At 34.5% G+C, this 13,328-nt stretch carries 10 protein-coding genes; 3 read left to right on the top strand and 7 right to left on the bottom strand.

Going from position 1 to position 13,328, the window contains the following annotated elements; translation table 11 throughout:
• Window positions 1–36: 36 nt before the first annotated feature.
• Window positions 37–1,143: a serine hydrolase domain-containing protein gene (locus tag GGR42_RS02875; protein ID WP_167960660.1), complete on the top strand. Its 1,107-nt coding sequence runs from the start codon at window positions 37–39 to the stop codon at window positions 1,141–1,143.
• 184 nt (window positions 1,144–1,327) lie between these two features.
• Here GGR42_RS02875 and GGR42_RS02880 read toward each other — a convergent pair whose 3' ends face one another.
• Window positions 1,328–2,275: a hypothetical protein gene (locus GGR42_RS02880; RefSeq protein ID WP_167960662.1), complete on the bottom strand. Its 948-nt coding sequence runs from the start codon at window positions 2,273–2,275 to the stop codon at window positions 1,328–1,330.
• Between the two features lie 492 nt (window positions 2,276–2,767).
• Between GGR42_RS02880 and GGR42_RS02885 the strand changes: the two genes are divergently transcribed.
• Window positions 2,768–5,599 carry an Npt1/Npt2 family nucleotide transporter gene (locus tag GGR42_RS02885; RefSeq protein ID WP_167960664.1) on the top strand — a complete coding sequence of 944 codons (2,832 nt, stop codon included), beginning with the start codon at window positions 2,768–2,770 and terminating at the stop codon, window positions 5,597–5,599.
• A 102-nt stretch (window positions 5,600–5,701) separates the two neighbouring features.
• Here GGR42_RS02885 and rimK read toward each other — a convergent pair whose 3' ends face one another.
• The 6 genes from rimK to GGR42_RS02915 all read right to left on the bottom strand — a co-directional run bounded on the left by rimK (window position 5,702) and on the right by GGR42_RS02915 (window position 12,324).
• Window positions 5,702–7,072: a 30S ribosomal protein S6--L-glutamate ligase gene (rimK, locus tag GGR42_RS02890; protein ID WP_167964315.1), complete on the bottom strand. Its 1,371-nt coding sequence runs from the start codon at window positions 7,070–7,072 to the stop codon at window positions 5,702–5,704.
• Window positions 7,073–7,076: 4 nt separating this feature from the next.
• Entirely contained in the window at window positions 7,077–8,603 is a 1,527-nt protein-coding gene (locus tag GGR42_RS02895; RefSeq protein ID WP_167960666.1) for a bifunctional GNAT family N-acetyltransferase/carbon-nitrogen hydrolase family protein, read from the bottom strand.
• Between the two features lie 111 nt (window positions 8,604–8,714).
• Window positions 8,715–9,032, bottom strand: coding sequence for a hypothetical protein (locus GGR42_RS02900; RefSeq protein WP_167960667.1), 318 nt, complete (start codon window positions 9,030–9,032; stop codon window positions 8,715–8,717).
• Between the two features lie 2 nt (window positions 9,033–9,034).
• Entirely contained in the window at window positions 9,035–10,009 is a 975-nt protein-coding gene (locus GGR42_RS02905; protein WP_167964317.1) for a deoxyhypusine synthase family protein, read from the bottom strand.
• Window positions 9,999–10,937, bottom strand: coding sequence for an agmatinase (gene speB, locus GGR42_RS02910; RefSeq protein ID WP_167960669.1), 939 nt, complete (start codon window positions 10,935–10,937; stop codon window positions 9,999–10,001). Before speB ends, GGR42_RS02905 begins: the two co-directional genes overlap by 11 nt.
• Window positions 10,924–12,324, bottom strand: a complete 1,401-nt coding sequence (locus GGR42_RS02915) for a type III PLP-dependent enzyme domain-containing protein (protein WP_167960671.1) — start codon at window positions 12,322–12,324, stop codon at window positions 10,924–10,926. The genes speB and GGR42_RS02915 overlap by 14 nt, the downstream gene beginning before the upstream one ends.
• Window positions 12,325–12,862: 538 nt before the next feature.
• Here GGR42_RS02915 and GGR42_RS02920 point away from each other — a divergent pair.
• A complete protein-coding gene (locus tag GGR42_RS02920) occupies window positions 12,863–13,327 on the top strand; it encodes a (2Fe-2S)-binding protein (protein WP_167960673.1) in 465 nt (154 codons plus the stop codon).
• The last annotated feature ends 1 nt before the right edge of the window (window position 13,328 follow it).

Below are 13,328 nucleotides of genomic sequence, written 5' to 3' on the forward strand. Positions count from 1 at the left end.
AAATTACTATTTTAAATTTTAACAAAACTATATATCATGAAAAATAGCAGAAATTTAAAAATTAATACTTATACGATTCTTGCCGTTTTTGCTTTAATTTCCATTGCAGTTAATGGTCAAATATCCAAACGCATTGATAGCTTAGCTTTAGAGTATGTATACAAAGGTTTCAACGGTAATATTCTTTACTCAAAAAATGATTCAATTTTGTTTACCGGTAACTATGGCTATATAGACCTTGTTACCAAAAAACCGTTAAATGATAACTCATTATTTGAATTAGCATCTGTTTCTAAGCAATTCACGGCTTTAGCCATTGTTCAGTTGGCGGAAAAGGGTCTTTTGCAATATGAAACCAAAGTATATGAATTGATAGAGAGATTTCCATATAAGAATATCACAATAGAACATTTACTAAGACATCAATCAGGGCTTCCTGATTATCAAAAGCTTCTTTACGATAAGAAGATTTGGAACCGAAAGAAAATGGCTACAAATCGAGATGTGGTGAAGTTGTTAACCCAGTTGAAGCCAGATTTGGTTTTTGACCCTGGTAGTAAATATGATTATGACAACACAGGATATGTCCTACTCGCAATCATTATAGAGCAAGTAAGTGGTCAATCATACAGTAAGTATATTAAAGAGCACATTTTTATCCCTTCCGAAATGGTAAACTCGAAAACTTATTCGTTTACTGAAAGTCCAGAAGATTTTCAAAATGTAGCCAAGGGACACACCTATAATAAACGAACTAAAAAATACCAAAAGGTAGAAAAAGATAAAAACCATAAACATATTCATTGGATGAACGGAATTGTTGGAGACAGAGGAATTTATGCTTCAATTATTGATCTTGAGAAATGGAAACAAGCATTAAAAAATAATGTCTTAATCACTAAAGACGGTTGGAAGAAAATGACTTCTATTGATAGTGTATCTACAAAGTACGGTTACGGTTTTGCCATCTACAATACGAAAAGTAAAGGCAAATGGATATATCATAATGGTAGTTGGTCGGGCTATAAAACTTCCGCCATTTATTTACCCGACAGCAATGAATATTTGGTAATCTTAAGCAACAATAGGTATAAAGAAACCTACAAAAAATTTGAAGAAGATTTATATAAATTAATACAATAAATATGAAAGTAGCAATTAATGGAATGGGACGCATTGGTAGAGCAGCCCTAAAAAAGTAATTTTAGAAACACCGAAACTGGAATTGCGCCCTGTTTCGATTTTATCCAACGCTTACCTATCTGGACACTATAAAATCGAAACAGGGCGCAAGGTAAGTTATGGTAAGATTTGTTTTAAATATCCATTACAAATCGTTTTTATTGACCTTGGCCACACTCGTTAATCCTTCCATAATTTTAGGCAGCCCTAAAGAAGAGGTCGCGATTAAATTCTTTAAACTTTCTTTTCCTATTTTTTCTTCTATTTCAGCATTTGAATAAAACTCGAATAGATTTTCCATTTTTCTGAACTTATCAAACTCGGGCTCATTTGGTAATTTATCTTTCATCCTCTTCACCCAATCTTTCATAGCCTTTCTTAATCTATTTCTAGATTGATCATCAAATACTATATAATACAAACTCTCTTCAAAACCGTCTCGTCTGTTTTGTTCTTCAAATTGATTTAAACCCTCATTGCGATGAATACTAACGGCAAACAACGAAGTGCTTAACTTAGAATAAAGCGATTTACCTCGACTATCTTTTCCTAAGTCAAACATTTCATCGTTGTAATAAATGTTTAGCACAAATAGTGCAGATAGAATGTCCAAAAGATTTTTAATTGAAGCTTCCTTTACAAATTTCCCCCTATTATGCTTTATATTTTGATACGCAATGTTCCACCTAAATTGCATTTTTCTATTTCTTTTATTAAGTGTTTTGGAAAATGGCCTCAATTTTGTTTCTGAAACGTGAAGATTTGGAGAGTTTATCATTAATAGCTTTTTGTTAAGTTTCCATTTTTTATCGAGATACTTCAGAGCATCATCATATCTTAAGTTGTTAACTTCTTTACCCCCCTCGCGATAATAAAGTTCCTTTGAAATTGATTCAATTTCAATAGCCGACCTCAAAATCAATTCAGAAATTTTATAAGAGTATGTATCCAATTGATTATCATCAATAAAAATGTTAAAAGATAATTGAGTAAATTCTTTTTCGAGGTTTTCATAGACCGGCCAATATAAATTTGGCTTTCCACTTTTTAAGGGAAACATGAGATTGTAATCTAGCTTTTTAACGTTGACCATTGTTAAAGGTTTTGTAAACACATTTATACTTTACTATTTTACCAAAGGTAAAGCCTTGGGAATTGTCATAAAAATATCTATAATACATAGACCTAATTAAAGAATTCTATGGCTTGCAAAGTTTAAAAGGTGGAAATAATACATAATAAGCAATTGATTTTTAATTGTTTACAAATAAAGTTCTTGTCCCTCATCCTCCGCAATATGGAAACCCATAACGGAAGTTATGGGTTTTTTATTAAAACTAAATTCAACTTTCTACTAATCCCGTGGGCATGAATCCTACCCTTCCCATTTTAGTTAAATAATATTCTTAGCCAATACCAAATAGGTTTTATACTTTTTCAATGAAAACAATCTTTCACGAGAACATTTATACCATAAAACTAATACCATTAAGCATGTCGAGAATATTGATTTACTGGACTATTGTATAAAAAAAACTAATTACTTTAGACAACAAATTCCTTTTAAAATAAATCATTGACTTAAATGCATAAAATTGAATTTATTAAGAGTTATGCGCTTAGGGTCTTCGATATCAAAGAAGAAGAACTAAAGAAAACATTATTACTGCAGCTCAATATTTTTTTAATAATTACTACACTACTAATTGTTAAACCTACAGTAAATTCTTTATTTCTTTCTGAACTTGGTTCTAATGCATTACCACTAGGTTATGTTTTAACCGCTATTGCAGCTGTTATAGGTTCTTACTTTTATAACAAGGCACTTGAAAAAGCACAATTAAATAGAATCATAGTTTTTACACTTTATATCTCCATAACCTCATTGATCGTGTTTGGTTTGGCATTTAAATATCAAATGGCAAAAGGTCTTTTACTTTACATACCTTATATATGGGTTGCTATATTTGGCTTGTTGGCAGCATCTCAATTTTGGATTCTTGCTAACTTAGTTTACAATATAAGAGAGGCCAAACGTATATTTGGTTTTATTGGTTCCGGGGCCATTGCCGGAGGAATTTCAGGTGGTTATATTACCTCTATTCTTGCCAAATTCATGGAGGCCGAAGATTTATTATTTGTAGCTGCCTTACTTTTGTTGTTCTGCGTTCCTATTGTACGCTATATCTGGAAAAAAGAAGTCTTGAAACTTAATACATTTCAGGTTGGTTTGCGTTCAAGTACTGAAAGTGAAAATTCTTTTAAATTAATTCAAAAATCAAAGTTACTCTCTTTAATAGCAGTAGTCATTGGATTAAGTGTTCTAGTAGCTAAATTAATTGATTATCAATATAGCGATTATGCTTCTACTCTAATAGAAGATCCTGAGGAACTGGCTTCTTTCTTTGGATTTTGGCTTTCTACTTTAAGTGTGGTTTCTTTAATAGTGCAATTGTTTTTTACAAAGAAAATAGTTGGTATGTTTGGTGTTGGCAAATCATTATTATGGTTACCTACAGGTGTACTTCTTGGGTCTATTTTACTCTTAATAGTTCCCCAACTCTGGGTCGTTGTCTTTATTAAAATAATTGATGGTAGCTTAAAACAATCCGTAAACAGGGCTGCAACAGAATTACTTTCCATTCCTATTGCCATTGACATTAAAAAGAAAACTAAAACATTCATTGATGTCGTTGTAGATAGCATAGCAACTGGGATAGCCGGTTTTATTCTTATTTTTTTCATCAATGGTCTAGACATTCCTTCAAAGTATGTAAGTTTAATCATTATTGGGTTGATATCGTTATGGATATACTTAATCCTACTTTTAAAACGAGAATATATAAATGCCTTTAAAAATTTAATTATAAACATTAATGGCAATAAAAAACCCAATAAAGTAGAGGCTCCTATTACTTCAATAGTTGATTCAGTAAAAAAGGTTTTCAAAACAGGTACTGAGAATCAAATTCTTTATATGCTCAAAAAGACATTGGAAATAAAAGACAACCGTTTCTTCTACGAAATACAACCTTTATTAAACCATTCATCCTCAAAAGTTCGGGCGTTGGCCATAGAAAACCTATACTTTTTAAGCAAAGAAAACCTATGTCAGCAAATTGAACCTATGGTACACGACTCTGATCAACTAGTAACCACTGCTGCCTTTAGATACTTATTAAAACATTACGAAATGGACACCATTCAATTATTTGATAAATACTTAACCAGCAATGACCTTACTATACGCAATGCCGCATTGCTTGGACTTTCCCTTGAATTAAGAAATCACGAAAAACTACAATTGGAATTCGATTTAGAAGCGAAAATAGGCACTGTTTTAGTAGCAATTAGCGAACTAACCGATCCAACAATAGTGAAGGATAAGACTTTAATTGTTTTAGCCTCTATTGGTAACGGAAAGGTCACAAAATATTATTCTGCTATTAGCAAACACCTTCACAATCAAGATCAAGAAATAGTAAGAATGGCGTTACGAAGTGCTTCTAAAACACTTGACGCTCAATTTATAGATGACATTGTCAAAAATCTTTCAAAAAAAGACAATAGAGATTCTGCTTCAGAGGCATTGTTAAATTATGGGGAATCCATTATCGATATTCTTACAAAGAATACCATTGACGGTAAATTTAAGATGGAAGATGCACGATTAATCCCCTCTGCAATTGCAAAATTCAATTCTCAAAAAGCGGTAAAATCATTAATTACGTTAATTGAAAGTACTGAACACGATATAAAGATAGAGGCTATTGAATCACTAAGAAAGTTAAAATGGAACAATAGTGGTCTAGAAATAAAAGATCGTCTGATTATTGATAAAATTCTTGATGAATGCAACCTCTACCAAGATACGCTAGCGGCCATTCATTCCCAGATTGTTACCCAATACAAAAAGAAAGATACCAACAATGAATCGGCCCTGGAAAAAAAAGCCAGAACCTCGCTTATTGAGTTGTTGGAAAACAGATTGGATAGACAATTAAAACGTATTTTTAAGTTTCTTGGTATGAAATATCCACCAGAAGATATAGATTCTGTATTAGAAGTTATACTAGATGGAAAAGAAGAACAACGAATTCATGCCATCGAGTTTTTAGATAATATTCTGGACATACAACTTAAAAGAGAACTTATCCCAATTGCAGAATCTACACTTATAGACATTGCATCCGAAGAAAGAGTAAAGAAGTTGAACATAAGAGTTCCAAGCGAGTTGGAATGCTTCACAAATTTGTTACAACGCAATGATAATAAATTGAGACTTGCGGTTCTTAATTTAATAGAAAAAACCAACGATAAAAAATTTATACCGTTGGTTAATCTTTATACAAACGACCAAAATAACACCTTAAAAAGACAGGCCAATCTGGTATTAAAACAATTATTTAATGCCTAGTTTCCAACAACTTTATCAATAACTTGATACCATTATCAAGTAATCTCCTATAAAATTTTTATTAAGTACATGGTTTTTCTATTTTTTAATATGTAGGAACCGTCAATTAATAAACTTTAGCTTTTTTTCTATTGCAGTTATCATGCTATCTGCAATGTCCTTACCAGTAGCTTTTTCTATACCCTCCAAACCAGGGGATGAATTTACCTCCAATAATAATGGTCCCTTATTGGAACGTATTATGTCCACACCGGCAACAGCAAGATTTAAAACTTTAGCGGCCTTTATGGCCAGTTTTTTTTCTTCTGGGGTAATTTTAATTACAGATGCCTTTCCACCTTGATGGATATTGGCCCTAAACTCCCCCTTTTCTGCCTGCCTTTGCATGGATGCCACAACCTTGCCGTTAATTACAAAACAGCGAATATCCTGCCCATTGGCTTCTTTTATAAATTCTTGTACTAGTATGTTTGTCTGCACACTCTTGAAAGCATTAATTACACTTTCTGCCGCCTTATTGGTTTCGGCCAGTACAACTCCTTTTCCCTGAGTGCTCTCAAGCAACTTAATTATTAGAGGTGCTCCATTCACCATCCGAATCAAATCTTTAGTATCCATTGGGGATTTTGCAAATCCCGTAGTGGGGATATGAATATCGTTCTTGGAAAACAATTGTGATGCAAAGAGTTTATCCCGGGATTGGGTAATGGCCTCTGCTGAATTTAAACAATACACCCCAAGGTTGTTAAACTGCCTAATTAAAGCACAGCCATAGAAAGTTACTGCGGGTTTTATTCTAGGGATGATCGCATCAAACTCATTAAGGACATTTCCTCCCCTATACCGTATTTCAGGAGAATTTGCATCCAACTTCATGTATACATGCTCTACATTTAAGAAGACTATTTCGTGCCCTCTGGCATTGGCAGCTTCCATTAACCTCTGATTGCTATATAAATTTGGGTTACTGGCCAAAAGAGCAATCTTTAAACCGGTTTTCTCTTTTATGAATGATTTATATTTTTCAGCAATATCACTATCGGAAAATGGTTGCAGGGAATAACTTTGGGCAGGGTTGACCATGTAACGCTGATTAAGGGCTTCCCTTCCCAGCAACATACGGAATTCCATAGTATCCCTGTTGGCAAGAGTTAATTCAATATCAAACGTAGTGTCTCCTATGGTCACAGGGGTTTTTACCACCAAACGTTCTTCGGATATACCCAATGAGCTTTTAACCGACCGTCTATCTACAAGTTTAGCTTCACATTCTATGTTAATACTACGGTTCTCTTGGATTGGGTTTACATCAAACTTTACCCAATCTACTCCTCCTTTATTGTATACCTTTATATTGGTGGCCTGTATGGATGAGGTTTTTGCACCAGAATCAACCCGCGCCTTTATCGCTGGAATTCCCAGCTGATCAAATACGCACCATTCCTCACTACCAATAATCTTTAAATCATTCAAATCCCTATCTTTTTCTAAGTTCAAAAATATCTTTTCTTCTATCTCTTAAATTTTTTACTGCGCCAAATTGATTAAGTTCCCGTAAAAGGGCAATATCCACATCGGCAATCAATATCATTTCTGTATTGGGGGTAGCCTCCGCTTTTATACCATTTGTTGGAAAGGAAAAATCACATGGGGTAAAAACCATGGATTGGGCAAATTGTATATCCATATTTTGCACGTTAGGCAAATTGCCTACACTCCCAGCAATGGCAACATAGCACTCATTTTCAATGGCTCTTGCCCTTGCACAATTTCTGACCCTTGAATATCCGTTTTGAGTATCGGTCAAAAAAGGAACAAACAAAATATCCATTCCCTCATCTGCCAAGATACGGCTCAGTTCTGGAAACTCAGAATCATAACAGATTAAAATACCAATCTTACCGCAATCTGTATCAAAGGCCTTTAATTGAGTACCTCCCTGCATTCCCCAAACTTTTGACTCATCTGGGGTTACATGCAGTTTTTCATATCGCTCTAAACTACCATCCCTCCTGCATAAATACCCTACATTATAAAGTCGGCCATCTATTACTTCTGGCATGCTTCCTGTAATAATATTTATATTATATGATATAGAAAACTCCGTGAATTTTTGAACAATGTCCTTGGTATGCTTTGCCAGTTCCCTAATAGCCTCAGGAGTGGACAAATGGTTATTAACCGCCATTAGTGGTGCATTAAAAAACTCTGGAAACAAGGCAAAATCCGAGCGATATCCAGAAACTGCATCAATAAAAAACTCTGCCTGTTGCAATAAGTCCTCCAAATTGTCATAAGGTCTCATTTGCCATTGAATAAGTCCCAAGCGGACAATAGTTTTTTTTGTTGCCGCTTTTTTTGTTGGTTTTTGATAATAAATATTATCCCATTCCATTAGTACCGCAAACTCATTGGAGGCCTCATCCCCCTCCAAATATCCCTTCAATACTTTTGCTGGGTGAAAATCATTGGATATTTGAAAATTTAGGACCGGATCATGTATTTCTTTTACTTTTACCTTATCTATATATTCTTTTGGAGTAAGAGTATTGGAATATTTATGATAATTGGGAATTCTACCCCCAAAAACAATACTTTTTAAGTTTAATTTTTCACAAAGCTCTTTTCTATAATCATACAACCTACGGCCCAACCTAAGCCCACGAAATTGTGGTTTTATAAAAATCTCTATACCATAAAGCACATCGCCGTTGTTGGTATGCGTATTAAACGTATAATTACCAGTAATTTTATTGTAAGTCTCGTTTTCCTCCATAAAATCTTGGTCCACGATTATGGATAGAGCCACTCCTGCCAATTGCCCATTTATTTTAATGACCACTTGTCCTTCAGGGAATTTTTCTATCAACGTCTTTATCTGTTCCTCTTTCCAATAAGAATCGGGCATGTTTAAGTAAGAAGAAAGCATTGCTTCCTTAAGCTCTTGATAATCATCAAGGTCCAAAAACTTTAAATCTATATTTTCTATGTCCTCTACTTTCATATTAAGGATGATTATGTTAGTGATAAATGAGTAAGCCCTTTCCCACTATTAAAAGTATAGGAAAAACAGGGCTTTTAATCAAGGAAAATTTATAACAGAGAAAAAGAATGGTTAATCGTTTTCATTCTCATCCCCTATTTCATCCGGGTCCACTACTGCCTCTGGATCATCATCATCAAAATCTTCATAATCATCTTCATCATAATTTTCCATGGTTTTCTCCAGCTTGGCACTAATTTTTACCAAAAACTTGGTGTCCTCAGTTAGAACTTCTACTGCCTCTATACGTTCCCCATGAGCATTTCGGAAAGAAATGATATCATCATCATCATACCCATCCGGGTATTTATCAACCAGCATTTTTAACACCTCTGGGGTTAGTTTTTTAAAATCTACGATTACCTTTTTTAAATGTGCGTGCTTGTCCATAATTACATATCTAATAAGTAGGCAAAAATTAATGGTGCAACAATGGTTGCATCACTTTCTATTATAAATTTTGGGGTATCAATATCTAGCTTTCCCCATGTGATTTTTTCATTGGGCACGGCACCGGAATACGAGCCATAACTAGTTGTAGAATCACTTATCTGACAGAAATAGCTCCAAAATGGAGTATCTGTTCTTTCCATATCCTGATATAGCATAGGCACAACACAAATAGGAAAATCGCCTGCAATACCACCTCCAATTTGAAAGAAACCAATACCATTGTTGGAATTACCTGTGTACCACTCTGCCAAAAAGGTCATATACTCAATTCCAGATTTCATTGTACTTGCCTTTAACTCTCCTTTGAGTACATAAGAAGCAAAGATATTGCCCATTGTACTATCCTCCCATCCTGGGCATATAATAGGCAGGTTCTTTTCTGCAGCGGCATACATCCATGAATCTTTTAAATCTATTTCATAATATTCTTCCAAAACACCGGACAATAACATTTTATACATAAATTCATGTGGAAAATACCGTTCTCCAGCTTCCTCTGCTTCTTTCCAAATTTTATGAATATGGCTCTGTAACCTTCTAAAGGCCTCTTCCTCTGGTATACAAGTATCCGTAACCCTGTTTAATCCTTTTTCTAAAAGGTCCCATTCTTGTTGAGGGGTTAAATCCCGATAGTTGGGTACCCTCTTATAATGGGAATGGGCCACCAAGTTCATAATATCTTCCTCCAAGTTGGCGCCTGTACAGGATATTATTTGCACTTTGTCCTGACGGATTACCTCTGCGAAAATTTTACCCAATTCTGCCGTACTCATAGCACCAGCCAAAGAAACCAGCATTTTGGCTCCATTTTCCAACTGCTCTTCATAACCTTTGGCTGCATCTACCAATGCTGCAGCATTGAAATGTAAATAGTACTTCTCTATAAATTTAGAAATTTCTCCTTTAGTCTTCATCATCTTCTATGAATTTTGATTGACTTGGTTTTTCGTTTGTATCATAAGTATTGTCATATTCATCCTCTACCGTTTCTTCGGAAAACTTATAGCTCAACATTTTATAGTACAGTTTGGCTGCCAAAAAATCTGAGGATTTATCAGATGGATTTGGACATAGTTCCACCATATCAAAACCCACTACATTTTTTTCTTCAAATACTTGTTTTAGAAACTCTAGGGTTTCGTACCACAAAAGTCCCCCAGGTTCTGGTGTTCCAGTAGACGGCATTATAGATGGGTCCAGTGCATCCAAATCAAACGTAATAAATACATTGTCTGTCATTAACTCAATAACACTGTCCATCCAATATTCGTCATTAACCATATCATGTGCGAAGAAGGTTTTATCTTTATCCATGTATGTGGTTTCAATAACATCCATACTGCGAATTCCAACCTGAATCAAATTTGTTGTCTTTGATGCTTCGTGTACAGCACAAGCATGATTATATGTTGTACCATCGTAGGATTCCCTTAAATCTGCGTGTGCATCTATGTGCAAAACTGTAAGGTTGTTAAAACACTCACTAAAAGCTCTTATAGAGCCAATAGAAATTGAATGCTCCCCCCCAAAAAGCGTTACAAATTTGTTTCTTTTTATATACTCTTTTGCAGTTTTGTGCACCTCGTTTACTACTGCTTCCGGGGTAGCTTTTTCTGTTATTTTGTCTGCCAAATAGACCCCTTGCAAATACACCTCCGTCCCTGTCTCTATATCATACAGTTCCATATTTTCAGAAGCTTCCAAAAAAGCCTCTGGTCCTTTATCTGCGCCTTTGCCCCAAGTACTGGTTCCATCATAGGGCACTGGTATTAATACTATTTTAGATGTGTCCAGTTTTGCATATTTATCTGGAATACCGGCATAATTTTTAGTTGCACTCATATCCTAAAATTTTAAGCATGTCTTTTGATTTCTGCTGTTCGCTAAATAATTTTATGGTTTGTTTTCCTTTTTTATCTAAATCTATCAATAAATGTTTTGGATGTGGAATTAAGCAATGCTGTAGCCCTCCATACCCCCCTATGGTCTCTTGGTATGCCCCAATATTAAAAAAACCAATATATAACGGTTTGTCCTTTTTGTATTTGGGCAAATAAATGGCATTCATATGTTGCTCACTGTTATAATAATCGTCACTATCACAGGTTAATCCACCTAACAATATCCTTTCGTACTCATCATTCCACCTATTTAAGGGAAGCATTATAAACCTTCTGTTTATTGCCCATGTGTCTGGTAAAGTAGTGATAAAGGAAGAATCTATCATATTCCATTTTTCTCGGTCATTTTGTTGCTTCTGGTATAGAATTTCATAGATGGCCCCTCCACTTTCTCCCACCGTAAAGCTGCCAAATTCTGTGAAAATATCAGGAACGGGTACGTCTGCTTCCTGGCAGGCAATGTTTATTTGGTTTATGATTTCATCAATCATATATTGGTAATCATAATCAAAAGCCAATGAATTTTTAATTGGAAAACCCCCGCCAATGTTAAGACTGTCCAAAGATGGGCATACTTTTTTCAAACGCACATAGACCTTAAGACATTTAACCAGTTCATTCCAATAATAAGCATTATCACGAATACCTGTGTTTATAAAAAAGTGAAGCATTTTAAGTTCCACCTTTTCATTATCCCGTATTTGACTTTCATAAAAGGGAACAATATTTTTATACCCAATTCCCAAACGTGAGGTATAAAACTCAAATTTGGGCTCCTCTTCCGAGGCTATTCGTATTCCTACTTTGAAATTGCCCTCTATTGCATCCGAAAGCAAACTAATCTCTTCATAGTTATCAATAATTGGAATACAATTCTGATGTCCTTTATTAATTAGACGGGCAATGTTTTCAATATACTGAGCTCTTTTAAAACCATTGCATATAACATACGTATCATCTTTTATCTTACCTTTTTCTTTAAGCTCCTCTACAATATCTATATCAAAGGCAGAAGAAGTCTCTATATGGATATCGTTCTTTAAGGCTTCATTTAAAACAGGCTGAAAATGGGAGCTTTTAGTGCAATAACTATAGTAGTATTTTCCTTTATACCCTCGCTTTCCTATTGCAAACTGAAACCATTTCTTTACTTTATTGATGTTTTCGGAAATTTTTGGCAAATAAGTAAACTTTAAAGGACTGCCATACTCCTTCATAAGTTTCATAAGGTCAATATCATGAAAATGCAAATTATTTTCATGTATAGAAAACTCCTCTTGGGGAAAATCAAAAGTTTGATTGATTAAATCAATATATTTTGTATTCATTAAATTGTATTGAAAATTGAACTTAAATTATTTGTGCGCAAATGATGCCTGCACCTTGTGTATTATTTAAGCTCTCAGATATTGATTTGTTGTTCAGTAGTAGGAACAAAGAAATAGTCGTGTTGACTAGATATAATCTCAGAAGAAAAATCGGAAGTTAGCCTTAATATTCGGTCACTTATCCTATAAGCTGCCTTTGGGTTTGACTTCCTAATTCCCATTGGCCCGAACATAGAAACATGGTTCATAATGTTCGCTAAATGCTGGGGCAAAGAAAACAAAAAAAATGAAAAAACAACCTTTTAGAAAAAAAAAATTAACCTAGCGTTATTTTTATAATAATGTGGCAAAACAATACAGTTATTGCACCAATAAAATACCCCAAACAAGCAATAGAACAGCACTCTAAGAATACGTCCTTAATTGCAAAGGTTTTCCTTTGCAATAAGTTATTTATTTTCTTTTTGCAAATGATTTTCATAACTTTAATACCATATTGTACTTACCCCTATATATAATAGTATTAACAAAATTAAGTATGGCAAATTTTAACTTAAAAGTAAACGGAAAAAACGAGCAAGTAGACGTTGATCCCGCTACACCTATGTTATGGGTGTTACGGGATCACCTTAAATTAGTGGGCACAAAATATGGCTGCGGTATCGCCCAATGTGGTGCGTGTACAATTCACCTTGGCGATAATGCTGTGCGCTCCTGTCAATTACCTGTTTCTGCTGTTAATGACCAAGACATTACCACTATTGAAGGACTATCTGAAAATGGTGACCACCCTGTCCAAAAAGCTTGGATGGAAGTAGATGTGTACCAATGCGGTTATTGCCAAGCTGGTCAAATAATGAATGCAAGTGCATTTCTAAAAAACAATCCAAATCCTACGGATGAGGAAATTGAAGGGGCTATGAACGGTAATATTTGCCGGTGTGGTACCTATACACGAATTAAGAAAGCAATTAAAGAAGCTGCCAGTTCTGAAAACGCATAAA

Origin of the sequence: Saonia flava (genome assembly GCF_011927795.1) — a bacterium.
Classification (GTDB): Bacteria; Bacteroidota; Bacteroidia; order Flavobacteriales; family Flavobacteriaceae; genus Saonia; species Saonia flava.

Coding starts and splice junctions, on each gene's coding strand:
- GGR42_RS02880 (WP_167960662.1), bottom strand. CDS start 2,275: ATGGTCAACGTTAAAAAGCTAGATTACAATCTCATGTTTCCCTTAAAA.
- GGR42_RS02875 (WP_167960660.1), top strand. CDS start 37: ATGAAAAATAGCAGAAATTTAAAAATTAATACTTATACGATTCTTGCC.
- GGR42_RS02915 (WP_167960671.1), bottom strand. CDS start 12,324: ATGAATACAAAATATATTGATTTAATCAATCAAACTTTTGATTTTCCC.
- GGR42_RS02900 (WP_167960667.1), bottom strand. CDS start 9,032: ATGGACAAGCACGCACATTTAAAAAAGGTAATCGTAGATTTTAAAAAA.
- GGR42_RS02905 (WP_167964317.1), bottom strand. CDS start 10,009: ATGAAGACTAAAGGAGAAATTTCTAAATTTATAGAGAAGTACTATTTA.
- GGR42_RS02920 (WP_167960673.1), top strand. CDS start 12,863: ATGGCAAATTTTAACTTAAAAGTAAACGGAAAAAACGAGCAAGTAGAC.
- GGR42_RS02885 (WP_167960664.1), top strand. CDS start 2,768: ATGCATAAAATTGAATTTATTAAGAGTTATGCGCTTAGGGTCTTCGAT.
- speB (WP_167960669.1), bottom strand. CDS start 10,937: ATGAGTGCAACTAAAAATTATGCCGGTATTCCAGATAAATATGCAAAA.
- GGR42_RS02895 (WP_167960666.1), bottom strand. CDS start 8,603: ATGAAAGTAGAGGACATAGAAAATATAGATTTAAAGTTTTTGGACCTT.